This is a genomic window from Pseudomonas sp. LF-5, assembly GCF_037626295.1.
Classification (GTDB): Bacteria; Pseudomonadota; Gammaproteobacteria; order Pseudomonadales; family Pseudomonadaceae; genus Aquipseudomonas; species Aquipseudomonas monsensis.
Map to the genome: position 1 here is coordinate 504925 of NZ_JARKMT010000001.1, position 24187 is coordinate 529111.

At 60.7% G+C, this 24187-nt stretch carries 25 protein-coding genes and 1 tRNA gene; 19 read left to right on the forward strand and 7 right to left on the reverse strand.

Annotated features, from left to right (window positions below; translation table 11 throughout):
• From PseuLF5_RS02355 to PseuLF5_RS02390, 8 genes are all read left to right on the forward strand, one after another.
• Positions 1 to 504 (forward strand): phage major tail tube protein, encoded by a 504-nt coding sequence (locus PseuLF5_RS02355; protein WP_340132849.1) that lies wholly within the window; start codon positions 1 to 3, stop codon positions 502 to 504.
• Between the two features lie 13 nt (positions 505 to 517).
• Positions 518 to 1117 (forward strand): phage tail assembly protein, encoded by a 600-nt coding sequence (locus PseuLF5_RS02360; RefSeq protein WP_340132850.1) that lies wholly within the window; start codon positions 518 to 520, stop codon positions 1115 to 1117.
• A 150-nt stretch (positions 1118 to 1267) separates the two neighbouring features.
• The gene (locus tag PseuLF5_RS02365) at positions 1268 to 3886 is read left to right on the forward strand and encodes a phage tail tape measure protein (protein ID WP_340132851.1); all 2619 of its coding nucleotides are present in this window, start codon (positions 1268 to 1270) and stop codon (positions 3884 to 3886) included.
• Between the two features lie 9 nt (positions 3887 to 3895).
• The gene (locus PseuLF5_RS02370; RefSeq protein WP_340132852.1) at positions 3896 to 4741 is read left to right on the forward strand and encodes a phage tail protein; all 846 of its coding nucleotides are present in this window, start codon (positions 3896 to 3898) and stop codon (positions 4739 to 4741) included.
• A complete protein-coding gene (locus PseuLF5_RS02375; RefSeq protein WP_064596196.1) occupies positions 4716 to 4922 on the forward strand; it encodes a tail protein X in 207 nt (68 codons plus the stop codon). Before PseuLF5_RS02370 ends, PseuLF5_RS02375 begins: the two co-directional genes overlap by 26 nt.
• A gap of 98 nt (positions 4923 to 5020) precedes the next feature.
• Positions 5021 to 6070, forward strand: coding sequence for a phage late control D family protein (locus tag PseuLF5_RS02380; protein WP_340132853.1), 1050 nt, complete (start codon positions 5021 to 5023; stop codon positions 6068 to 6070).
• Between the two features lie 49 nt (positions 6071 to 6119).
• Positions 6120 to 6653, forward strand: coding sequence for a glycoside hydrolase family 19 protein (locus PseuLF5_RS02385; RefSeq protein WP_336346597.1), 534 nt, complete (start codon positions 6120 to 6122; stop codon positions 6651 to 6653).
• On the forward strand, positions 6653 to 7174 hold the full coding sequence (locus PseuLF5_RS02390; protein ID WP_336346912.1) for a lysis system i-spanin subunit Rz: 522 nt from the start codon (positions 6653 to 6655) through the stop codon (positions 7172 to 7174). Before PseuLF5_RS02385 ends, PseuLF5_RS02390 begins: the two co-directional genes overlap by 1 nt.
• Here the strand turns inward: PseuLF5_RS02390 and PseuLF5_RS02395 are convergent.
• The 3 genes from PseuLF5_RS02395 to PseuLF5_RS02405 form a co-directional block, all read right to left on the reverse strand.
• Positions 7146 to 7502, reverse strand: coding sequence for a hypothetical protein (locus PseuLF5_RS02395; RefSeq protein ID WP_336346598.1), 357 nt, complete (start codon positions 7500 to 7502; stop codon positions 7146 to 7148). The genes PseuLF5_RS02390 and PseuLF5_RS02395 overlap by 29 nt on opposite strands.
• 79 nt (positions 7503 to 7581) lie before the next feature.
• A complete protein-coding gene (locus tag PseuLF5_RS02400) occupies positions 7582 to 7791 on the reverse strand; it encodes a hypothetical protein (RefSeq protein WP_186745621.1) in 210 nt (69 codons plus the stop codon).
• A gap of 207 nt (positions 7792 to 7998) precedes the next feature.
• Positions 7999 to 8086 (reverse strand) — tRNA-Ser (locus PseuLF5_RS02405).
• Positions 8087 to 8208: 122 nt separating this feature from the next.
• Here PseuLF5_RS02405 and PseuLF5_RS02410 point away from each other — a divergent pair.
• Positions 8209 to 8880, forward strand: a complete 672-nt coding sequence (locus PseuLF5_RS02410; protein WP_123469141.1) for a Bax inhibitor-1/YccA family protein — start codon at positions 8209 to 8211, stop codon at positions 8878 to 8880.
• 65 nt (positions 8881 to 8945) lie between these two features.
• On the opposite strand, the gene PseuLF5_RS02415 is transcribed toward PseuLF5_RS02410, so the two are convergent.
• A complete protein-coding gene (locus tag PseuLF5_RS02415) occupies positions 8946 to 9272 on the reverse strand; it encodes a YceK/YidQ family lipoprotein (RefSeq protein ID WP_340132854.1) in 327 nt (108 codons plus the stop codon).
• 57 nt (positions 9273 to 9329) lie between these two features.
• Positions 9330 to 9767, reverse strand: a complete 438-nt coding sequence (locus tag PseuLF5_RS02420; protein WP_123469137.1) for an Lrp/AsnC family transcriptional regulator — start codon at positions 9765 to 9767, stop codon at positions 9330 to 9332.
• A gap of 134 nt (positions 9768 to 9901) precedes the next feature.
• Here PseuLF5_RS02420 and PseuLF5_RS02425 point away from each other — a divergent pair, with 134 nt between their 5' ends.
• Positions 9902 to 10795 carry a DMT family transporter gene (locus PseuLF5_RS02425; protein ID WP_340132855.1) on the forward strand — a complete coding sequence of 298 codons (894 nt, stop codon included), beginning with the start codon at positions 9902 to 9904 and terminating at the stop codon, positions 10793 to 10795.
• 3 nt (positions 10796 to 10798) lie between these two features.
• Here PseuLF5_RS02425 and PseuLF5_RS02430 read toward each other — a convergent pair whose 3' ends face one another.
• The gene (locus tag PseuLF5_RS02430) at positions 10799 to 11839 is read right to left on the reverse strand and encodes an FUSC family protein (protein ID WP_177490684.1); all 1041 of its coding nucleotides are present in this window, start codon (positions 11837 to 11839) and stop codon (positions 10799 to 10801) included.
• Positions 11840 to 11885: 46 nt separating this feature from the next.
• Positions 11886 to 13511 (reverse strand): NADP-dependent glyceraldehyde-3-phosphate dehydrogenase, encoded by a 1626-nt coding sequence (locus tag PseuLF5_RS02435; RefSeq protein WP_128616167.1) that lies wholly within the window; start codon positions 13509 to 13511, stop codon positions 11886 to 11888.
• Between the two features lie 381 nt (positions 13512 to 13892).
• Here PseuLF5_RS02435 and PseuLF5_RS02440 point away from each other — a divergent pair, with 381 nt between their 5' ends.
• The 9 genes from PseuLF5_RS02440 (at position 13893) to PseuLF5_RS02480 (ending at position 24176) form a co-directional block, all read left to right on the forward strand.
• Positions 13893 to 14249, forward strand: coding sequence for a c-type cytochrome (locus PseuLF5_RS02440; RefSeq protein WP_340132856.1), 357 nt, complete (start codon positions 13893 to 13895; stop codon positions 14247 to 14249).
• 76 nt (positions 14250 to 14325) lie between these two features.
• Positions 14326 to 15654 (forward strand): D-arabinono-1,4-lactone oxidase, encoded by a 1329-nt coding sequence (locus tag PseuLF5_RS02445; RefSeq protein ID WP_340133262.1) that lies wholly within the window; start codon positions 14326 to 14328, stop codon positions 15652 to 15654.
• A 74-nt stretch (positions 15655 to 15728) separates the two neighbouring features.
• Positions 15729 to 16937, forward strand: coding sequence for a DSD1 family PLP-dependent enzyme (locus PseuLF5_RS02450; RefSeq protein WP_340133263.1), 1209 nt, complete (start codon positions 15729 to 15731; stop codon positions 16935 to 16937).
• Between the two features lie 263 nt (positions 16938 to 17200).
• Complete coding sequence (locus tag PseuLF5_RS28120; protein ID WP_411353433.1) at positions 17201 to 17812, forward strand: transposase; 612 nt, start codon at positions 17201 to 17203, stop codon at positions 17810 to 17812.
• Positions 17813 to 17868: 56 nt separating this feature from the next.
• Entirely contained in the window at positions 17869 to 19467 is a 1599-nt protein-coding gene (locus PseuLF5_RS02460; RefSeq protein WP_123469121.1) for a ShlB/FhaC/HecB family hemolysin secretion/activation protein, read from the forward strand.
• Between the two features lie 12 nt (positions 19468 to 19479).
• Positions 19480 to 21276, forward strand: coding sequence for a DUF2341 domain-containing protein (locus PseuLF5_RS02465; RefSeq protein ID WP_340132857.1), 1797 nt, complete (start codon positions 19480 to 19482; stop codon positions 21274 to 21276).
• 11 nt (positions 21277 to 21287) lie between these two features.
• On the forward strand, positions 21288 to 21713 hold the full coding sequence (locus tag PseuLF5_RS02470) for an ExbD/TolR family protein (RefSeq protein ID WP_007915482.1): 426 nt from the start codon (positions 21288 to 21290) through the stop codon (positions 21711 to 21713).
• Between the two features lie 3 nt (positions 21714 to 21716).
• Positions 21717 to 22421, forward strand: coding sequence for an energy transducer TonB family protein (locus PseuLF5_RS02475; protein ID WP_123469117.1), 705 nt, complete (start codon positions 21717 to 21719; stop codon positions 22419 to 22421).
• Positions 22422 to 22475: 54 nt separating this feature from the next.
• Positions 22476 to 24176 (forward strand): putative porin, encoded by a 1701-nt coding sequence (locus PseuLF5_RS02480; RefSeq protein ID WP_340132858.1) that lies wholly within the window; start codon positions 22476 to 22478, stop codon positions 24174 to 24176.
• Positions 24177 to 24187 lie beyond the last annotated feature (11 nt).

Consider the following 24187-nt stretch of genomic DNA (forward strand, 5'->3'; position numbering starts at 1 on the left):
ATGATTCCTCAGACTTTGTACAACACCAACCTGTTCGTCGACGGCGTGAGCTTCTCCGGCGACGTGCCGAGCCTGACGCTGCCCAAGCTGACCACCAAGACCGACGAATATCGTGGGGGCGGCATGGCCGGCCCCATCGAGATGGATCAGGGGCTTGAGAAAATGGAAGCGTCGTTTGTCACCAAGGGCGTACGCCGCGAGTCGCTCAAATACTTCGGCTTGGCTGACGGCACGGCGTTCAACGCCACGTTCCGGGGTGCTTTTAAGGGCCAAAAGGGCGCGGTGACAGCGGTCGTTGCCACCCTGCGCGGTCGCCTCAAAGAGGTCGATCTCGGTGACTGGAAAGCGGGCGATGCTGCCGAGATCAAACACGCCGTAGCGGTCACGTACTACAAGCTCGAAATCGACGGGCGCCTGATGTACGAGATCGACATGGTTGCCGGCATTCAGGTGATCGACGGCAAAGACCAACTGCTCGAAGTGCGCAACGCGCTCGGCCTGTAAGGAATAGATCCAGATGACTCAAGTAATCGCTGAAACCCTGCCGGCCTGGCTGTCGCTTAGTGCAATCGGTGCCGTCGTAACGCTGACCCGGCCAAGCCAAGCCAATAGCATCGACGTCGAGACGTTGAACCTGCGTAACCCGACCGTGCGTGAAGTGCGCGCGGCTGATCGTGCTGCCAACGGCGATGATGAACAGCGCGAGCTGATGCTGTTCGCAGGTCTCGCCGAAGTCGGACTGAAGGATCTGGAAGGCCTCAAGCTGACGGATTATCGCCGCGTGCAGACGGCGTATTCGCACCTGGTACCGAAAACCGATTATTCGGACTCGATGCCGGCGTGGTTGTCTCTGACCACCGAGCAGGTGCTGGTGACGCTGTCGTGTCCGAGCGAAATCAACGGCGTGACCGTCGACAAGCTGGCCTTGCGTTCGCCGACCGTGGGTGACGTGCGGGCGGCCAACCGTGAAGTGGGTGGCGACGATGAGCAGCGCGAGCTGGTGTTGTTTGCTGCGTTGTCCGGTGCGCCTGTGGCGGATCTGGAGGGGCTGAAGCTGGTTGATTTTAACCGCTTGCAGGCCGGCTATTTTCGCATGGACAACGACGACGGGCTTTAACCCCAGCGTTATCAAGTCGGCAGCGAAACGTCTGGCGGCGGAAACCGGATTTTCCGCCGCTGAAATTCAGTCGATGCCGTTCGCGGATATGGTGTGGTGGCTCACGGATTGAGCCGCCATCGGTAGTACTGGGCACAAGAGGGCCGTGATATGGCAAATAAACTCGCCCTCGGGCTGGTGATCGGCGGTGCCGTCAGCTCCACGGTCGGCGCCGCTTTCAAGGACGTAACCGGGCGCATCAAGCGCCTCGAGGCAGAAGGCAATAAAGCGCGCGTGCTGCAGCGCACGATTGGCGACACCATCCGCCTGCGCGAAGAATGGAAAAAGGCTCACGACACCGGCGCTGCCGGCGCGTCCAAATTACTCAGCCGTTTGAACTCGAATCTCGACAGCCTGAAAAAGCAGGGGGTCGAGGTCGGCCGGTTGGAAAAAGCCTATCGCTCGATGGGGCAGGCGGCTAATAAAGCCGAGCTGAAAGCCAAGGGTCATCAGCAGATTGATTCTGGCGTAAAGGGCATGAAGGGCGCTGTCGGCGCTGCGGTTGTAGGTGTCGGTGCCATGGCGGTACCGGCCAAGGTCAGCGCTGATTTTGGCGCAATTGTCCGTGACATCGCGATCAAGGCCGGCATTGCCAACAAGCCGCAAGAGCAGGAGATGTCGCGCAAGATCATCGGCACTTCACGCGACACCGGCATGGCGCGCAACGATGTGGCCGACGTGGTCAATCAGTTGGTCGGCGCCGGCATGGACTTGAGCAAGGCGCTGGAATACGCGCCTGTCGCGGCCAAGTTTGTCGTGGGGCAGGGATCCAGCGGCGTCGACACGGCCAAGATGATCAACGCCCTGGGGCAGAACGCCAAGATCACCGATCCCAAGCAGATGCAGCAGGCGCTGGAAGCGATCGCCTACCAAGGTCAGGCGGGCAGCTTTGAAGCGGCCGACATGGCCAAGTGGTTTCCGGAACTGCTGGCCAACATGGCCAGTAACGGCATCACCGGCTTGGATGCGGTGACGCAACTGGGCGCCATGTTGCAGGTGCAGATGAAGCAGGCCGGCAGTTCGGATGAAGCGGCCAACAACCTGAAAAACTGGATGGGCAAAATCGGCTCGACTGATACGGTCAAGGCTTACGAAAAAGCCGGGATTGATTACAAGGGATCGATGCAGACCGGTTTGCAAAACGGCATGTCGACGCTCGAAACCAGTATGGCGCTGGCTCAGAAATACATTCAGGCGACCGATCCGAAGCGTGCGGCGGCTATGGCCGAAGCCACGTCAAAAATCAGCAAGGAAGCCGACCCGGAGAAGGCCAAGGCCATGATGGCCTCGCTGGAAGAATCCCTGCGCACCGGCGACCTGTTCGCCGACATGCAGGTCAAGGCCGCACTGTCGGCCTACATGCAGAACAAGGCGCTGTACAGCCAGCTCAAAAACGATTCGCGTGACGCGACCGGGATCCTCGACAAGAACCTCGCCGAGCGGCGCGAGTCGTCATCGCAGAAATGGGCGGAAATGGCCCAGTCGATGGATGACGCCATGCGCAGCATCGGTGATGCGCTGCGCCCGGTGACGGACACCGTGGCCGAGTCGTTGACCAAGGTTACTAGAGGCATTACGTCGCTGACGGATAGCGCGCCCGGGGTGGTTGCCGGTATCGCCACGGTCGGGGCGGGGCTGATCGCCTTAAAAGGTATCTTCAGCACGATCAAGATCGGCAAGGGGTTGCTAAACCTTGCGCGTGGGTCGCGCGGTGGCAGGAATGGGAGCGAAGCCCCAAATAAAAACCCTGGAGAACTTGATCTGGTAGCGACTGGCCTGGATGTTGTTTCACGGGTGAAGGACGCGGCAACAGGCGGTGGCCTTGGTACTGAAAGTGGTGCAGGTAACGACGGCGTCAAGAAGGTTTTCGTCGTCAATGCCGGCGCTATGGGTGGCGGTGTGGATGCGTCGGGCGAATCGCGCCGACGTGGGCGTGGGTCAAGGCGCAGCGCTCGGCGCCGGTCATTGCCGAGTTCGAGAGGTCCTCGTCCGTCTGTGCCTCGTCCACCTGTTTCGCTCCCATCGCCATCAGTCCCCTCCGTTCCAAGTGGGGCATTGTCCAAGCTCGGCGCCGTCGCAGGAACCGTCGGTAAGGTCGGCAAGGCGGCCAAGGTTATTCCTGGCGGCACGCTGCTGGAGTCCGGCGCGATGGCGCTTGAAACCTTTCAAAACGCCAAGACCAAGGACGAAAAAGCCGAAGGTTACGGTTCTGCTGCCGGCAACCTAGCCGGCACCATGGCCGGTGCAGCAGCAGGCGCCGCCATTGGTTCGGTGGTGCCGATCATCGGCACCGCGATCGGCGGCATGATCGGTGCTTATCTGGGCAGTCAGGGCGGTGCGGCGCTGGGCGGGTCGTTGAGTAAGTCGTTGTTCGGTGGTGAGGATGAAAAGCCCGAACAAACGGCAAAGGCGCCGGTGCCAGTCACGCCGCTCATGATGGCGTCATCGGCGCAGCAAGGCCCGGTGTTGGGGGATGTCGCGCGCTCGATGGCGGTGACGGCGCCGCTCAAGTCGGCGGCGCTGGCCATCCAGCCCAAGGAGGCGGCGAAGCCGGTGCCGGCCAAGGTGGATCAGCAGTTTCAGTACTCGCTGAGCATGCCGGTCACGGTGCAAGGTGATGTCAAAGACCCGCAAGCCTTGGCGCAGGACCTGATGCCGCACATGCAGCGAATGATGGCGGACGCGGCGAAGAGTAACGCCGCCAAGCTGTACGACGAACCCCATGTCTAAGGAGGTTTCATGGCTTACATGGAGCAAATGCAATCGAGCCTGAAGTATTTGGTCGAGGCAGCGGAAACCGGGCGGCGCAGTGCTGACGGCATGCTGACCCCGGTCAACGGCGCGATCCGCGAACTGACCGGCGCCGCGTCCGAGCTGGAGAACATCCCGTTTGTTGGTCCGGCAATCGGCGCCAAACTTCAGCGGGTGATGCGCGGCGTCGACGCGGCTCAGGCCAAGGTCGGTCAGGTGGTAGCGGTGTACGGCCGCGCCACCCGGGCGGCGGCCGAAGTGCAGGATCGGCTGGGCACGTTGAAGGAACAGGCTGGCAAGGCGGCCACGGCGATCAACAACGTTGCCGGCAAGGTCAGTCCGTCGCTGGCCAACATCGTGCCCACCAGTTCCTTTGCCGTGGAGGCCACGCCGGCGCCGGAGGCGGTGAAGCCGTTCCCGCATCTGATGATCATTCAGCCGCGCGATCCGAAGATTGAGCCGTATTACTTCAACCTGGACACGGCAGCTTTCGACGAGCTGAGCCGTTCGACCGAATTCCGCTGGGCTTCGCAGGAGCGGCTGACGCGCCGCCCGGCGAAGCAGGCCATCGGTATCGGCGATGAAAAGTTGACGCTCAAGGGCACGATCTATCCGGGCTTCAAAGGCGGTTTAAAGCAGCTCGACACGCTGCGTTCCATCGGGGCCAGGCAGCAACCGCTGACCCTGACCACGGGCTATGGCGAGGTGATCGGGACGTGGTGCCTGAAAAACATCAACGAGGAACAGTCCGCGCTGCTGCACGGCGGGATTGCGCGCAAACAGGGTTTTACATTGGAGTTTGAACGCTATGGCAACGACATGCAGGACGTCTGATGGCGACATGCTCGATGTCATTTGCAACAACGTTTACGGCCATTTGAATGGCAGCGTCGAGGCGGTGCTCGATGCCAATCAGGGGCTGGCCGATGAACCTCAACCGTTCCGGTCGGGCGTGATTATCGTCCTTCCGGATCTGCCCAGTCCGACCAGTGAGGGCGTGAGCTTGTGGGATTGACCCTGGGCGATGCCGTCGCCGGCGCAGCGCCGCATCACGCATAAAGACACGTTGTTTATCTGGCCCGCCTTGTGCGGGTTTTTTATTGGAAAAAATCCATGACTCCGATGTTTCGCATTGTCGCCGATGGCGCCGATGTCACGGCCAAGATCAATGATCGGCTGTTGTTACTACGTACCTCTGACAAGCCGGGCATGGAGTCCGACGAGTTTGAGTTGCGTATCGACGACCGTGATGGGCAAGTGCAATTGCCACGGCGTGGCAGCTCAATCGAGATTTACCTGGGGTATGCCGAAACGACCTTGACGCGTATGGGCAGTTACACCGTCGACACGGTCGAGGTGTCAGGCCCACCGGACACGATCGTGATCAAGGGCAAGGCCAGCGACGTGCGTGGCAGTGGCAAAACCATCCGTAGCGGAAGCTGGGAAGGCGTGCCGTTGTCGAAGATCGTGGCTGACGTGGCCGCGCGCAATGGCTGGACGCCGGTGTGTCCGGTGTCGACCAAGGTCGCCCGGGTCGACCAGCTCAACGAGTCCGATTTTAATTTCATCACCCGGCTGGCCAAGCAATACGACTGCACGGCCAAGGTGGCCGACGGCAAGCTGTTGGTGATGCCGCGCCAAGGTGGCCAGACAGCAAGCGGGAAGACGTTTGGCGCCATTACCCTGACTCGACGCGACCTCAGCCGTTGGCAATTCAGTCTCGGCGATCGCAATTCGCACAAGGCGGTGGCCACCAAGCATCAGGACAAAAAGAACGGCAAGCTCGCGGTGGTCACCATCGACAATGATGACGCTCCGGACGGCCTGCCGGCAGTGCATACCGACCGCCATATTTACCCAAACAAGACCGCTGCTGAAGCGGCAGCCAAGGCCCGTCTTTCAGCGTTCAACCGCTCGACCGCCGATGTGCGGCTTGAGATGCCCGGCCGGACGGACATCTTCGCCGAGCGTCCCATCATCGCTCAAGGTTTCAAGGTCGGGCTTGATGGCGAATACCTAGCGGATTCGGTCGAACAGGTATTCACCCAGTCCGGCTGGTCGACCACGGTCGAATGCAACGCCGGCAAAGCCGGTAAATCCAAGGACAAGAAAAAGAAAGGGCCGAAACCACCCCTCAAGGTTGTGAACATCGAGAAGCAGTAACCGCATCCCATCGCCGCCTGAGTGCGGTTTTTTTATGTCTGGAGTTTTTATGTCGCTCACTCAGCAGCAGTTGCTGCAGATCCTCCCCAACGCCCGCCCAGTAGCGGGCGTTTTTGTACCTGTCCTGAATACAGCAATGCAGCGCTACCAAATCGTCGGTAGAAAACGTGTTGCCGCGTTCATCGCCCAGCTCGGCCATGAGTCTGGACAGCTGCGGTACGTTCGCGAGATATGGGGACCGACCCCGGCTCAAGCGAAATACGAGGGGCGAGTGGATTTGGGCAATACCCAAGCCGGTGATGGTTCGAAATATCGTGGCCGGGGCCTGATCCAGATTACCGGCCGGGCGAACTATGCCGCGTGCGGAGAGGCGCTGGGCCTCAACCTGATCACTCAGCCGGAGCTGCTGGAATTGCCCCAGTATGCGGCCATGTCAGCGGCGTGGTTCTGGAAGCAGAACGGGCTGAACGATCTTGCTGACCGAGACCAGTTCAACACCATCACTCGCCGTATTAATGGCGGTCTGAATGGTTTACAGGATCGACTGGATATCTGGTCGCGTGCGCGGGCGGTGCTGGTGTGATCTCCGTCCCGTGGAAAACAGTTGGTGTGCTGACGCTGGTATTGATCGGCGCTGGCAGTGCCTGGCAGCTTCAGGACTGGCGGTACGGGCGGCAACTGGCCGAGCAGGCGCGACTGCACGCAGAAACCCTCAATGATCTGACCCAGGCTGCGGCAACCGCGCAACAGGCTGAGCAGGACAAGCGCCTGGCCCTCGAACAGCAGCTGGCGACCAGTGAGCAAACCCATTACAGGAAATTGAGCGATGCCCAGCGTGACCAAGATCGCATGCGCGATCGCCTTGCCACTGCTGATGTCCGGCTGTCAGTCCTCCTCGACGCGGATTCAGCCGGTGGCTGTGACTTGTCAAAAGCCACCGGCTCCGGCGGCGTGGATCATGCAGCAGTACGAGCCCGACTTGACCCTGCGCATGCTCAAAGAATTATCGCCATCACCGACACCGGTGACAGGGGACTGATCGCGCTGCAGGCATGTCAGGCTTATGTGAAGGCTATCAGCGCTTCTGGTCTCGCGCCTCCCTGAGCAGTCGCTGGTTCTCAAGGAATAGATGATCACGCTGATCGGAGACCCGCAGCAGGCTATTCACCTGACCCAGCAGTTCGCCTCGTTCACTCTGGAGGCGAGCAACTTCAGCGGTGGATTTTTCGAACTCGGCTTTTAATCGAGCTTTTCCGGCAGACAATTGATCGTTCATCTCAACCAGTTTGAATATCCGCTCCCTTGCCTGGCGCAGCTGCAGGTTCAGTTCCTCGAACTCATTTTCGTAAAACGCGAGCTGGTGTCGGCAGGTTTCGAGCGGCGTCGGGCAGCCGAGCCAGTCGTCGGTGTTTTCGATATCGGAGGGATCCACGGCAACTGCCTTACTGAGTACTGTTTTTATATACAGTAATCGAGGTGCGGCGACTGGGCGAGGACGAAGCGACGAAGTGTCAGTCTGGAGTCATCAACACGGCTAAGGTCATCTTGATGAATTCTTCGTTCTTGTCGATTGCCCAGAGCGCACCGCGGACATTCTCAGCGACATCGGCAGATCCGCGCTGCTCGACCCACTTCGATAACTCCATGATGGCGGCCTCGAGGGCGAGCTGGTTTTCGTTGATCTTGAAGAGCAGGGAAGGGAGCAGATCTGAATTCGGCATGGGGTTTCCTCCGTGAAAGAACCCAGCGTAGCACCGTGTTACATGAAGAGTGTTTTACGTTTGGCAGGACGCCAGAGAAGGGAGAAAAACAAGAAAGTTTTGTAACGCGTATCAAAAAGTTTTGTAACGCTTCAATAAGCTCGGCGGAAATCTCAAACCCCAGAAACGATAAAGCCCTGAATAATCAGGGCTTTGTCGTACATAAGATGGCGGAGGCGATGGGATTCGAACTCATGGACCTGTTACAGTCGACGGTTTTCAAGACCGTTGCCTTAAACCACTCGGCCACACCTCCGTTGCGTTGCGGGCGCCATAATACCTGAATGAAACACACTGTCAAACTCTCTGCATGGCTTGTTACAGAGCGTCTGTTATGATCTTTGCGACTGAACGTTTCAAACCAACAGGAGTGTCGCCATGCGCGAACAGGATTACGCAGTTAATAACAGCGTGCAGGCTGAGCAGCTAGAGGTTAGCCGCGTCCTGCGCAACACTTACGGTCTACTGGCTCTGACCCTGGCTTTCAGCGGCGTGATGGCGTTCGTGGCACAGCAGATGCGTGTGGGCTACCCGAACATCTTCGTGGTGCTGATCGGCTTCTACGGGCTGTTCTTCCTTACCAACAAACTCCGTGACTCCGCGTGGGGCCTGGTGTCCGCGTTTGCGTTGACCGGATTCATGGGTTTCCTGCTCGGCCCGATCCTCAACCGTTACCTGGGCATGCAGGGCGGCGCTGAAGTGGTCAGTTCGGCGTTCGCGATGACCGCGCTGGTGTTTGGCGGTCTGTCGGCCTACGTGCTGATCACCCGCAAGGACATGAGCTTCCTCGGTGGTTTCATCACCGCCGGTTTCTTCGTCCTGCTGGGGGCAACGCTGGCGAGCATGTTCTTCCAGATCAGCGGCCTGCAACTGGCGATCAGCGCCGGCTTCGTGCTGTTCTCGTCGGTGTGCATCCTGTTCCAGACCAGCGCCATCATCCACGGCGGTGAGCGCAACTACATCATGGCGACCATCAGCCTGTATGTATCTATCTACAACCTGTTCGTCAGCTTGTTGCAGATATTCGGCATCATGAGCCGCGACGACTGATCGCCAGACTGGCATCAACAAAAAACCCGCATTTGCGGGTTTTTTGTTGCCTGCTGAACGTGCACCTAGTTGATGACAATGCTGCCATCGGCGTGCTGTTTGTAGACGGTATAAGGCAGTAAAAACGTATCGAGCACCCCGGACGCCGCTGCATCGATGAGGATGCCGAAGTTCGCGTTGTTGTGCTGGAACGTGTCGACACCTTCGCGCACTTCGGCGTTCATCAGGCAGAAGTCGTAGGTCACACCGCTGTAGATCCGTGGCACGGCGCCGCAGTAGCTTTTCTCTCTCTTGAGGCTGTCGGCGGTCTGCTTGTCGCTGCTCACTACGGTTTGCACCGTACCGCAACCATTGAGCACCAACGCCATCAGCATCAATGCATAACATTTCATACCGCCAATCCTTAGCTGGAAAAACCTCAATCTACGCCGAACGTGAAGAAAAAGCACTCAAGCCATCGGCGGCAGCCGGCGCTTGACGGGGGTCTTTTTGACAATCGCGGTATTGGTTTCGGCCAAGGTATTGAGGCGGTCGAGCAGGGTGTCCAGTTGTTCCATCGAACGCACATGCAAGCGGGCAATGAAACAGTCCTCGCCGGTGACCTTGTCGCACTCGGTAAACTCTGGAATCGACAGAATCTGCCGCTCGACTTCCTGCAACTGTCCCGGCAGTGGGCGCACGCGGACGATCGCCTGCAACTGGTAGCCGAAGCATTTGGGGTCAATCTCCACGGTGTAGCCCTTGAGCACGCCGCGCTCTTCCAGGCGACGCAAGCGCTCGGCCACGCTCGGCGAAGACAGGCCGCTGAGTTGCGCGAGCGCCTTGAGTGAGCGCCGCGAATCTTCCATCAAGGCGCCGATCAGGATCTGGTCGATGTCGTCAGTCATAAAAACTCCTGAATTAGGCAACTGAAAGAAACTACCCACTATAAAAAAGGCAGATAGCGAGTTTAGCCTGCTTTATGCGCTGGAGTGGCCCCGGCTCCACTTGGCATACTTTTGCCACACAAGAGGAGACTGAAATGGACAAGACAATCCGCCGCGGCTCATTTGAAATGACTGCAGCCATGCTGATATCCGGGACGATCGGCTGGTTTGTGCTGGTCTCCGGGCAACCGGTGCTGGATGTGGTGTTCTGGCGCTGCGTGTTCGGCGCCGGCACCTTGCTGCTGATTTGCGCGGCATTCGGTTTTCTGCGCCCGGGCATGCTGACCCGCACGACGTTCCTGCTGGCCGTGCTCAGCGGCGTAGCGATTGTCGGCAACTGGGTGCTGTTGTTTGCTTCGTACTCCCGGGCGTCGATTGCCATCGGCACCGCGGTGTACAACGTGCAGCCGTTCATGCTGGTCGGGTTGGCGGCGCTGTTTCTCGGCGAGAAAATCACCCTGCAGAAGCTGTTCTGGCTGGCGATCTCGTTCATGGGAATGTTGGCCATCGTCAGTGCCCACGGCACCCAGGCCGAGAGTGGCGGCGACTATCTGACAGGCATTGCGCTGGCATTGGGCGCAGCGTTTCTCTACGCGATTGCCGCGCTGATCATCAAACGCCTGACCGGCACACCGCCGCACCTGATCGCGCTGATTCAGGTCTGCACCGGCGTGCTGTTGCTCGCACCGTTCGCGCATTTCAGCGCACTGCCGCAAGCACCGACTGCGTGGGCCAGTCTGGTGACGCTGGGCATTGTGCATACCGGTTTGATGTACGTGCTGCTGTACGGCGCGATCCAGAAACTGCCGACGGCATTGACCGGTGCGCTGTCATTTATCTATCCGATTGCAGCGATTTTCGTCGACTGGTTCGCCTTCGGCCATCGCCTGGAGATCCTGCAATGGGTCGGCGTGGCGGCGATCCTGCTGGCGGCTGCCGGCATGCAGCAGGGCTGGGGGTTGAAAATTCGCCGGCTCGCCGCGCAGTAACGCTCAGATGTTCCAGCGCGGTGCGGTTTTCGCCAGGCGCTGGCGCATCTCGGTGATGTTCGCAGCCAGTTGCCGGGTCAACAGCCGATAGCCATCCAGCGCACTGTAAACCGGCACATCCAGCTTCACCTCCGCCAGCTCCAGAGGTCGATCGAGGCGTTGTGCAGCGCCGGTTTTCAGGGCGCGAGCCATGCCGATCAACTGCACGCGAATCTGCCGGTGTTCAGCCTTTAGCGCCGATTGCAGATGAGCCATGGCTTGCGGATCGTTGGCGTCCGGACGGGTATTGCCGAGGATTTCCAGGGTGCTGATGCACATGCGCAGATTGCGCTGGATCGCATCGAGTTCGGTCATCGAGATCTTCACTTCCTTGGACACCGACGGCATCAGCGAGCGCAGTTGCACCATCACCGCGCCGAGGCGCGCCATCAGTTTCAGATGTTCATCGGCGCTGACCGGATGGCCGCTGATGATCCGTCCGTACACCGTGGCGCAATCGCGCAAGGCATCGGCCAGGTTGTAGCGCCACGAATACACAGCGTACAGCGGCAAGGCAAACGAGAACGCCAGTGCCAGCGCGATGCCGATCAGGATATCGACGCCGCGCCACAAACCGTCCGTGATCGGATTGTCGCCATGCCCGGCGACGATGAACACGGTGATCGCCGAGAGCAGGGCGGTGTAGCCGCCCTTGCCGATGGCGTGATAGGAAAAGAATCCGCAGACCACCGCCATGGCGAAATAGGTCAGCCACGGCATACCGAGCCACGCCTGCTGCGCGACCAGCAGCAAACCGACGCCGGCGCCGATCAAGGTGCCGGTGGCGCGTTCAGCGGCTTTTTTGCCAATGTTGCCGTGATGCTGCAAACCGCCAATCACCACCAGCATGGTCACCGACGCCCACTCGCCGTGGGGCAGGTTAATGCCGGTGGTCAGCAGGATGGTCGCCAGCAACCCCAACGCCACCCGCACCGCGTGGATCACTCGGGCGTGCCGGTAGCGCCGGTACGGGTCCAGCAGCGGACGCAGGATTCGGCGCAACAGCGGAGGCAGTCGGTGGGTGCTGAATGTACTCAGTGCAAGGTCCTCGTCAGAAAATGTAATCGGTGGTCAGGAAGCTTGAATCGCGACCGCGAATGATCTCGCTGATCAGGTCCTTGTTGCTGTCCTGGAACTTGGTCGCCACCAGCGTGCGGATCGAAAACACCCGCAGCGCATCGTGTACCGACAGCGTACCTTCGGCGGAGTTCTTGCGGCCGTTGAACGGGTAGGTGTCCGGGCCGCGCTGGCACTGGGCGTTGAGGTTGATCCGCCCGACCTGGTTGGCGAAGGTGTCGACCAGTCGGCCGACGGCCACCGGGTTGGTGCCGAAGATACTCAACTGCTGGCCGAAATCCGATTCCAGCACGTAGTCGATCACGGTGTCGAGGTGACGGTACGGCACAATCGGCACGACCGGGCCGAACTGCTCCTCGTTGTACACGCGCATCTGCGGCGTCACCGGATACAGCACTGCCGGGTAGAAGAACGACTCGCGCGACTCGCCGCCATTCGGGTTGACCACCTCGGCACCCTTGCTGCGCGCATCCGCTACCAGGCCATGCAGATAATCGACCTTGCCCGACTCCGGCAGCGGTGTCAGCGACACACCGCTGTCCCAGGGCATGCCCGGTTTCAGCGTGGCCAGTCTGGCGTTGAATTTCTCGATAAAGCTGTCGACCACATCTTCGTGAACGAAGAGGATTTTCAGCGCGGTGCAACGCTGGCCGTTGAACGACAGCGAGCCGGTGACCGCTTCGCTGACGGCGTTGTCCAGATCGACTTCCGGCAGCACGATGCCCGGGTTCTTCGCATCCAGCCCCAATGCCGCGCGCAAGCGGTGCGGTTTCGGGTGCAGTTTCTTCAGGTCACTGGCGGCCTTGTTGGTGCCGATGAAGGCGAAGATGTCGATCTTGCCGCTGGCCATCAGCGCGCTGACGGTTTCGCGGCCGCTGCCGTAGATCACGTTGATCACGCCGGTGGGGAAGCTGTCTCGGAAGGCTTCAAGCAACGGACGGATCAGCAGCACGCCGAGCTTGGCCGGTTTGAACACCACAGTGTTGCCCATGATCAGCGCTGGAATCAGCGTGGTGAAGGTTTCGTTCAGCGGGTAGTTGTAAGGGCCCATGCACAGCGCGACGCCGAGCGGCACGCGGCGGATCTGGCCGAGTGTGTCCTGTTCCAGCTCGAAACGGCTGGAGCGGCGGTCGAGTTCTTTAAGCGCATTGATGGTATCGACGATGTAGTCGCAGGTGCGGTCGAATTCCTTTTCCGAGTCCTTGAGGTTCTTGCCGATTTCCCACATCAGCAGTTTCACCACGGCATCGCGCTGTTGGCGCATGCGGCCGAGGAAGGCTTCGACATGCTGGATACGTTCGGCCACGCGCATGGTCGGCCACAGGCCCTGGCCACGGTCGTAGGCGCGGACAGCGGCATCGAGTGCGGTCAGCGCAGTGTCGGCGTCGAGCAACGGGGTGCTGCCGAGAATCACTTGTTCGTCGCCGTTCTCGCCGTGCAGATAGACCGGGCTGCGCACTTGGGCGAGCGGGCCGTCCCAGCGGCGCAGCTGGCCGTCGACGAGGTATTCGCGTTGCTCGACCTGACCGTCGAGGCGGTATTTTTCCGGGATATCGCTGACAGAAGGGAACAGGTTGCCAAGGATGTTTGCTGTGGTCATGTCGCTACCCCGTGTTGATGTCCGTATGCAGATCAAAAAGTCTCTGTAGGTTATACGCCTGAATGCGCCGGGATTTAAACCCGCGAATGTCACTCGAATGTCACGCAAAGGCGCAGAACAGAGGGGGGCAGCGACACCGCTGAACTTGGGCGCGCTGGCTTTCCAGCGATGTGGCCGGTACTTTCACGGGCTTCATTGGCTGACAATTCGCTATCGCTGGCAAGCCAGCTCCCACAGGGTTTTGTGTCTATCGCCGATTTCGACTTCATTCCGGACTGGCCCCGGATGCCCCCTCTCTGTCCCGCAATGCCCTCAACCTGCTGACCTGCCTGCCTTAAGGTGTGCTCACAACAATAAGCGCTGCCACCTTCGAGGAACGTTATGCGGGCAATCCGTCTCACTTTACTGCTGGCGTTAGCCATGACGCTGTTTGGCTGCGGCGAAGAGCCCAAACCCCTGGCCAGCACCCCCAACAACGCCATACCCAAAGAGCCGACCCTTGCGCAGATCTACACCAACAGCTGCCAGCTCTGCCACGCCAATCCGGCGGCCAACGCACCACTGACCGGTGATCGCCAAGCCTGGGAGCCGCGCATCCGGCAGGGCGCCGACACGCTGCTCGAACACGCTATCAATGGCTATAACGGCATGCCGCCGATGGGCCAGTGCGTCGAGTGCTCGGAAGAACAATTCCTGCAACTGATCGGCTTCATGGCCGATCAACCTCTCTCACAATAAGGGCGTGCGCATGACGATGGATCTGACACGGCGTCAGTTGTTGCAGCGGGCAAGTATCGTTGGCGCCTTCAGTGCGCTGGCGACGAACCCGGCCTTGGGCCAATTGATGCGCGCGCCACGACTGATTCCCTGGCGCAACTGGTCGGGCGGACAGAGTTGCCTGCCGGCGGCACGGCTGGCGCCGAAGAACCTCGATGAGTTGACTCAAGTGATCCGTCAGGCGCAGGGCAAGATCCGCCCCGTAGGCTCGGCGCATTCGTTCAGCGCGCTGGTGCCCACCGACGGCACGCTGTTGTCGCTGAGTTACTTCAACGGTCTGCTCGATCACGACCCGAACACCCTGCAGGCCGAATTCGCCGCCGGCACGCCGATGTCACGCATGGGGCAACCGCTGAAAGACATCGGCCAGGCTCTGCAGAACATGGCCGATATTGATTACCAGACCCTCGCCGGCGCCATCGCCACTTCGACCCACGGCACCGGCAAAACCTTTCAGTCTTACTCGGCGCACGTCTGCGCGATGCAATTGGTTACCGCCAGCGGCGAAGTGCTGGACTGCGACAGCCAGCGCCACCGCGATGTGTTCAATGCGTCTCGCGTGTCTCTTGGCGCCCTCGGTGTGGCAACGAAAATCCGCCTGCAAAACCGCCCGGCCTATCGCCTGCGCGAGCACCAATGGATCGCCAGGACCGAAGAGCTGCTGGAGGACCTCGACAAGAACACCCGGGAAAACCAGCATTGGGAAATGCTCGTGGTCACCCATTCCGACTGCGCCTTGTCCATCGCCCTCAACGAAACCAGCGATCCGGCCACGCCGCCGATTCCACCCGAAGAGGAGGGCGGCAACGAGTTTGTCACCCTGATCGAGAAGATCGACAAATATGGCAGCGATTTCCCCGATCTGCGCCGCACGCTGCTCAACAGCCTGCGCCATCTGGCCAGTTTCGAAGATCGCGTGGGCGACTCGTTTGACATCTATGCCAACGTGCGCACGGTGCGCTTCAACGAAATGGAATATTCCGTACCGGCGGAGCACGGCCCGGCGTGCCTGCGTGAAATCCTCAAGCTGATTCAGGACAAGGACCTGCGCACCTGGTTTCCCATCGAGTACCGCTACGTCAAGGCAGACGACATACCGCTGAGCATGTTCGAGGGGCGCGACAGTTGTTCGATCTCGGTGCACCAGCACTATCAGATGGATCATCACAACTTGTTCGCCGCCATCGAGCCGATCTTCTGGAAGTACAACGGCCGTCCGCACTGGGGCAAGTTGCACACCCTCAATGCGCGCACCTTGCAACCGCTGTACCCGCGCTGGCGCGAGTTTGTCGAGGTGCGCCAGGCACTGGACCCTAGCGGCAAGTTCCTCAACGCGCATCTTTCGTCGATTCTGGGGGTGAACTGATGGCGGTCGATCGACGCAATTTCCTGCTCGGATCATTGGGTGTCGGCGCTTTGTTGCTCGGCGTCGGCGTATGGCTGAGGCCGAGTGATCGCGGCTCGCCTTACAGTGAATATTTCCGTGCGCTGAACCGTGAGCTCAAAGAGAAAGGGCCGATGCGCCCGGTGCTGCTGATTGATCTGGACCGTCTCGATCACAACATTGATGTGGTGATGCAGTCGGTCAAGCGCGGCGGCAAGCAACTGCGCCTGGTGGAAAAGTCACTGCCGTCGCCGGGGCTGTTGAGCTACATCGCGCGGCGTGCTGGGACGCAAAAGCTGATGTCGTTTCATCAGCCGTTTCTCAACCACGATGCGGTGACGTTCCCGCAGTCGGACATCTTGCTCGGCAAGCCGCTGCCGGTACGTTCCGCTGCGCTGTTTTATCAAACCCACAACGGCCCGTTCGATCCGGGCAAGCAATTGCAATGGTTACTCGACAGCCCCGAGCGCTTACAGCAATACCTCGCGTTGGCTCAGGGTCTGGGCACGCGGATGCGCATCAACATCGAGCTGGACGTGGGACTGCACCGCGGCGGCGTCAGTGATGTGAATGTGCTGGGGCAGATGCTCGCGCTGATCAACGCCAACCCGCAGCATCTGCAGTTCGCCGGGTTCATGGGCTATGACCCGTTCGTGGGCATGGGCGTGCCGGGGATTCTGGGTTCGCCCGAAGAGTTGTTTGCCAAGGTCATGGTGATTTATCAGCATTGCGTGGATTTCACTCGCCAGCAATTTCCGGCGTTGTGGCACGACGGTTTGTGCCTGAATACCGCCGGCAGCCCGAGTTATCGCATCCATGAAAACGAAACGCTCAGCAGCGAAGTCTCGGTGGGCACGGCGATGCTCAAACCGACGCACTACGACCTGCCGTCGTTGGTCGAGCACGTGCCGGCAGCCTACATCGCCACGCCGGTTTTGAAGAGCACGGGCGCGGTGAATATTCCGGCGCTGGATGACAAGTCGAGACTGTTCTCATGGTGGGATCAGAACCAGCGCCAGACCTTTTTCATTTACGGCGGTAACTGGATGGCCGAGTTCGAATCGCCGCCCGGATTGCAAAGCAACAGTGTCTACGGCCGAAGTTCGAATCAGGAAATGGTTAACGGCTCCAGTGCCGTTGGCCTGACAGTCGAAGACCAGGTTTTCCTGCGGCCAACCCAGACCGAAGCCGTCCTTCTGCAATTCGGTGATTTGCTGGCGGTGCGCAACGGCAAAATCGTCGACACCTGGCCTGTCTACACCTGATCCAAAATCCCCAAAAATCCCCCCTGTAGGAGCGAGCCTGCTCGCGATAGCGTCCTGTCGGCTGATATTTATTGTGCTGACACACCGCTATCACGAGCGGGCTCACTCCGACATTGGATGTGTGTACACCCACACGCTGTAATGAAGCTTTTATGACAAAAGTTCGGTAGCACATAGCCAGTCCGGTCATGCCTATGTAACGCGCTTGAGGAGCCCGACAGGGCGCTTTTCACAAGCCGAGGCGGGACGCCGGGAGTGAGGCAATGGGGACTATGGAACGCTACTCGAAAGTGGGCATGCAGGAACTCGATCAACGCCTGTCGAAGATCGTTGAAGCCGCGCGCAAGAAGCCGGTGTCGGTGTATCGCTATGGCGCACCGTGGGTCTGGATTGTCTCGCAGGATGACTGGCAGGGCGCCTTGAAAGAGGTCTCCAGTTACATTCCGCCGGGCCATTCGCTGGTGTTGCTGCGCCCGCAGATCGACGATTTGCTCGACGCCCACCAGGGCCTTCTGCACGACCTCAATGCCGAGCCCGGCATGCTCATTCCCGCGCAAACGGTCATGCACATTCTGCTTCTGCAACTGCTGTATTCGGTGCCCAGCGAACAGCAACTTTACGAACAGCTCAATTACAACCTGCTGTTCCGCTGGTTCGTCGGCCTGGGCCTGAACCAGAAAGTCTGGAGCTTCAACGCCCTCAGTCGCGACATCGCCACGCTGCTCAACGAGCCGCGCGCGGTGCTGCTCATTCAAAAAATCATCGGCGAAGTGTTCTGCGGTGCCTTGCTGCAAATGCCCGAGTTCTCCTTGAACTTCGCGCTGTTGCACACGTGGCTGGGCAAGCACGCCTGCGCTTCGACAGCCAGCAATTGACGCCATACACGCGGCGTTCAAAACGCCAACAGGTCATCGCGAATTCAGGGGGTAGTGTGGAACCGATTTTCAAGTCACGGCTGGCGCTGTGGGGCTGGCTGCTGGTGACGGCGGGTGCGCAGCCAGCGTTCGCCGACGAGGCAGCCGAAAACGCCGCGCCGCAGCGTCTGGTCGACGTCAACGAATACTTCGTGCGTGGCAACACCGTGCTCGATGCGCGGGCGATCGAGGAAGCGGTGTATCCGTTTCTCGGCCCACAAAAAGCCCTGAGCGACATCGAAGGCGCACGAGATGCGTTGCAGAAGGTTTATCAGCAGCGCGGCTATCAATCGGTGTTCGTCGAGTTGCCGGAGCAAGCCGTGGCCGACGGCATCGTTTATCTGCAAGTCAGCGAAACCAAGGTCGGCCGGGTGCGTGTGGTCGGCGCCAAACACTATTCGCCGCTGGACATCCGCGACAACGTCCCGGCGCTGAAAGAAGGCGAGGTGCCGGACTTCGCCAAGGTCCAGGGCGAACTGGCGCAACTCAACAAAACCCCGGGCCGGCAAGTGATGCCGTTGGTGCGCGAGGGTCAACGCCCCGGCACCATGGACGTCGATTTGCAGGTCGAAGACCAGAACCCGTGGAGCGCCAGCGTCGGCCTCAACAACGACTACAGCGCCGACACCGAAAAGCTGCGCGCCGTGACCAGCCTCGGCTACAACAACCTCTGGCAGCTCGGCCACAGCATCAACCTGACGTACTTCACCGCGCCGCAGGACACCGATAACGCCAAGGTCTGGTCGGGTTCCTACACCGCGCCGTTGACCGAGCGCTGGAGCGTGCAGTTCTCCGGATACCAGTCCGACAGCAACGTCGCCACCATCGGCGGCAGCAACGTGCTCGGTAAGGGCCACAGCTATGGCGTGTCGGCGATCTACACACTGCCGTCGAGTGGCAACTGGTCGAACTCGCTGTCGGCCGGCATCGACTTCAAGGACTTTGACGAACGCCTGACGCTGTCCGGAGAAAGCGACAAGGTGCCGCTGCAGTACGCGCCGTTCACCTTCGCCTACAACGGCTTCCGTTACACCGAAAAGAGTCAGCTCGGCCTCGGCCTGAGCCTGGTCGCCGCCACCCGCAGCATCTTCGGCTACGGCAGTTCCGACGAAGATTTCGACTACAAACGCTATCGCGCCAAACCGAGTTTCGCCGTGCTCAAGGGCGATACCAATTACACCTGGACCTTCGACAGCGACTGGCAGAGCGCAAGCAAAGCCGCATTCCAGCTGGCCTCGGGGCCCTTGGTGTCCAACGAACAATTCTCCGCCGGCGGCGCGACCTCGGTGCGTGGCTACCTGGCCGCCGAACGCACCGCAGATGACGGCTTGCTGCTCAGTCAGGAAGTGCGCACGCCGTCACTGGCCAAATACGCCGGCAGCTGGATGCAGGACTGGCGCTTCTACGCCTTTGCCGAAGGTGCGCAGTTGTACCTGCGCGACGAACTGCCGGACCAGGACGCCAGTTACGCCCTGGCCAGTGTCGGCCTCGGCACCCGTGCCAGCCTGAGCAAATGGCTGTCCGGCAGCCTCGACTGGGGCTACCCGCTACTCGAAGGGCCGAACACCTCGAAACAGGAATCGCGCCTGCACTTCAACCTTCAAGCCACTTTCTAAAGGAGCACGTTCATGCAGCGTCTCATTCTTTCGTTGTTGATCTGCCTGGGCTTCGTGCTCCCGGCCACGGCTCAGGCCTGGTGGCAGGACGACTGGCACTACCGCAAACAGATCGCCGTCGACACCACGCCGCAAGGCGCCGCGATCAATCAGCCGCTGGGCCGTACCGCGCTGTTGGTGCGCCTGCACACCGGCAACTTCACCTTCGATGGCGTCAAGGAAGACGGCTCGGATCTGCGTTTCGTCGCTGCCGATGACAAGACCGTGCTCAACCACCAGATCGAAAGTTTCGATGCGCTGATGGGCATGGCGCTGATCTGGGTCGATGTGCCGAATGTCGAGGGCGGGCAGCGTCAGGACATCTGGATGTACTACGGCAACCAGAAAGCTCCGGCCACTGGCAACGGGCAACTGACCTTCGACCCGAACTACACCGCGCTGTATCACTTCGACGGCGCCACCGGCACCCCGGCCAAAGACACCACGGCCTACGGCAACACCGCGCAGAGCGCGACCGGCGCGGCAATCGACGGTGTAGTCGGGCGCGCGTTGCAGTTCAGCGGCCAACCGTTGCTGCTGCCGGCCAGTCCATCGCTGCAACATAACGCCGGCAGTGCGTTCACGTTCAGTGCCTGGCTGCGCCTGGATCAGGCCGGCGGCGAGCAACTGATTCTGGCTCGCCGTGAGGGCGCCAACAGCCTGCTGGTCGGCGTTAATCAAGGCGTGCCGTTCGTGGAGATCGACGGCCAACGTGCGCTCGCCACTCAACCGCTGAATCCGGGCCAATGGCAGCATGTCGCGCTGACCGCTGAAGGTTCGAAAGTCACCCTGTACATCAATGGTCGTGAAGGCGCGAGCCTCGCTCAGGCAATGCCGGCATTCAACTCGGTAATGGCCATCGGCGCCGATCTGCACGAAGGTCCGTTCCAGCCATTCGCAGGCGCCATAGACGAACTGCGCCTGTCAAAAGTCGCCCGTCCGGCGCCGCTGCTGCTGGCTGATGCCACCTCGCAAGGCGCCGAGTCGAAACTGGTGGCTTATGGTGTCGATGAAGAACAGTCCGGTTTTGGTTTCGGCAGCCTCGGTTTCCTGCTCAACGCCGTGCCGGTGGACGCCTGGGTGATCATCGCGGTGCTGGTGCTGATGATGTTCCAGTCGTGGATCATTATGCTGCGCAAGAACCACACCCTTAGCCGCGTCAGCAAGGCCAACGAAGACTTCCGCGAGCAGTTCGCCAAGGTCGGCACGCGCCTGGAAATGTTCGCCGACGACGCGCAACTCGCCCAGCGTCTGCAGCACTCGCCGCTGTGGCGCCTGTACTCGGTAGCGGTCAAGGAGATCCGCACCCGCCGCGAGCAGGGCGCCGATACCTCGTCGGTTTCCGCTGCAACCATCGAAGCGATTCGCTGCTCGATGGACGGTGTGCGCACCCGCGAGAACCAGGCCCTCAGCTCGAAACTCTCGACCCTGTCCAACGCCATTGCCGGCGGCCCGTACATTGGCCTGCTCGGCACCGTGCTGGGGATCATGGTGGTGTTCCTCGGCACCGCGATGGCCGGCGACGTCAACATCAATGCCATTGCACCGGGTATGGCCGCCGCTTTGCTCGCAACCGCCATGGGCCTGTTCGTCGCCATTCCGGCGCTGTTTGGCTACAACCGCCTGATCACCCGCAACAAGGAAGTCAGTGCCGACATGCGCGTGTTCGTCGACGAGTTCATCACCCGCCTGGCGGAGATGCACGGCGAGAGCCAGTTCAGTGAGTCGTCGCATCGCGGCCATCACGCCAACCATTCCGTACCGGCCTGAGGAGCACTGACATGGCGTCCGTAAATGCCTCCCACGACGATGACGAAGATGCCGCAGTGGACAGCATCAACATCACCCCGCTGGTCGATGTGCTGATGGTGGTGCTGGTGATGTTCATCCTCACCGCCACTGCGCAGGTCTCGGGGATCCAGATCAACCTGCCCAAGGCCAGCGCCTCCGTGTCGCTGTCCGAAGCCAAGACCAAGGCGATTTCGGTCAATGACGGCGGGCAAGTGTTTCTCGACGCTTACCCGGTGACCCTGGCCGAACTCGAAGAACGCCTGCGCATCGAGAAGGCGCAGAGCCCGGATTTCCCGGTGATCGTGCGCGGCGACGCCACGGTGCAGTACCAGAAAGTCATTGAAGTGCTGGATCTGTTGCGCCGGCTTGAACTGTCCCAGGTCGGTCTCGTCACCGGCAAACCGAGTCAGGGCTGAGTCATGACCGCACAACTCCCGATCGAGCCGTTGCCGGTGAAAAGTCCCGTGCGGCGCTACGTGAAGTGGGGCGCCGGGCTGCTGATCGGCGCTGTCGCGGCGTGGTTCCTCTGGCAGTGGGCCAACGACATGAGCGGCATCCGCCGCGAAGCGCCGAAGGTGCCGATGATCATTCCGTTACCGCCACCGCCACCCCCGCCGCCGGAAAAACCACCGGAGCCGGAAACCCCGGTGGAAGAGAAAATCGTCGAGCCCGAACCGACGCCCGAGCCGCAGGAGGTCAAGCCCGAGGAAGAAGCGCCGCCATCGCCGGCGGACGACCTGGCCAATCCGATGCAAATGGACGGCGATGCGCAGTCCGGCAATGACGCGTTCAACATCGGCGCGGGCAAGGGCGGCGGCATGGCCGGCGCGGGTGGCGGGCGTTTGGGCACGGGGACGTACAGCCAGTTCCTCGCTTTCACCTTTCAACGCCTGCTGCGTGAGAACCCGGATCTGCGCAACCTCGCGTTTTCGCTGCAGGCCGATGTGTGGCTGAGCGGCGTCGGCGAGATCACTCGCGTGGAGCTGATCAAGTCCAGCGGCAACCCCGAGATCGACACCCAGGTACTGGCGGCGCTGCGCAACGCGCCGCACTTAAGCGAACGGCCGCCGGCCTCCATGACTTTGCCTGTGCGCCTGTCCCTGCAAGGGCGGCGTCCGGGTTAACCCCATTTATTTATCGCCAAGCATTCAAGCTTTGCCAAAAGGAGTTGTGTGCAGATGATTTCCAATGTGAATCGATTGTCTCTGGCGGTCGGCATGGTCATCGCGACCCTGGTCGGTCAGGCCGCGGCAGCGCCTGCGCCCGCGCCTTCGGAGAACGCCACGATCAATCTGATCCGCTTGCTGGTCGAGCAGGGCATTCTGAAACAGGACAAGGCCGACGCGCTGATCGCCCAGGCGCAGAACGAAGCGAACCAGGCGAAACAGGCGGCGTCCACCGCCGTGGCGGCCGGACCGGTTGCCGCGCCGGGCGATGTGCGTGTGCAATATGTACCGGCGGCGGTGCGCGACCAGATCCGCGATCAGGTCAAGGCCGAAGTCATGGCCACCGCCAAGCAGGAAAACTGGGCCGCGCCGAATACCTTCCCGGACTGGGCCTCGCGCATCAGTTTCGACGGCGACATTCGCCTGCGCGACGAATCGCGCTACTACTCGGACAGCAACAGCAACGAGATCGTCGACTTCGCCAAGCTCAACAACAATGGCCCGTACGACGTTAACCCGAACAGCAGCACCAACCTGCCGCCGCTGCTCAATACTCGTGAAGACCGCACCAACCAGTTCCGTATTCGTGCGCGGCTGGGCATGAAAGCGGTGATCTCGCCGGAATGGACCGCCGGCATTCGCATCGGCACCGGTTCGGACAACAACCCGGTATCGACCACGCAAAGTCTCGGCGGCGGTTTTGCCAAAAAGGACATCTGGCTCGATCAGGGCTACCTGAACTGGAAACCTACCGATGAGCTGACGCTGACCGGCGGGCGCTTCGCCAACCCGTTCATGTCCACTGACATGCTGTATTCCAACGACCTCAACTTCGACGGCGTTGCCGCGATTTTCGACCACAAGCTCAACCGCGACTGGGGCGTGTTCGGCACCGTCGGTGCGTTCCCGGTGGACTACACCAACGACACCGCCAGCAGCAACGGCTTCGACAAGGAAGAGAGCGACAACAAGTGGCTGTACGGTGCGCAGATCGGCGCCAAGTGGGCGATCAACAGCAACAACCGTCTCAAGGGTGCCTTGGCCTACTACCGTTTCGACGATATTCAAGGCCAGCGCTCCAGCCCTTGCGAGCCGTGGGCCGGTGCACCGGGCTGCGACAGCGACGGCAGCCGCGCGGCGTTCATGCAGAAGGGCAACAGCGTGTTCCTGCTGCGTGACATCACGCCGAACCCGCTCAACCCGACGACCACGCCGCAACCGCAATTCGTGGGGCTGGCCTCCAAATTCAACCTGCTCGATCTGAACCTGGTCTGGGATGCCGACCTGCCGCAAGACTTCAAGCTGCGCAGTCAGGGCAACTACATCCACAACCTCGCGTATGACGAAGGCGACATGCGCAAGCGCTCGGCCGGGCAGATCGTCAACAACCTCGACAGCGACGGCAACATCGAAAGTGGCGCCAATGCGTGGATGGTGCAGTTCACCCTCGGCAGCGCGCTGGACCTGAAAAAGCAGGGCGACTGGAACATGTTCGCCGGCTACAAGTACATCCAGCCCGACGCCTTGCCGGACGGCTTCAACGACTCGTCGTTCCACCTTGGCGGCACCAACGCCAAGGGCTATTTCCTGGGCGGCAACTACGGTCTGGCGAAGAACGTTTATGCCACCGGTCGCTGGATGAGCACCGAGGCGGTGTATGGCGCGCCGTTCGACATCGACGTCTTGCAGCTTGAGATCAACACGCGCTTCTAAGGCGCCCGGAG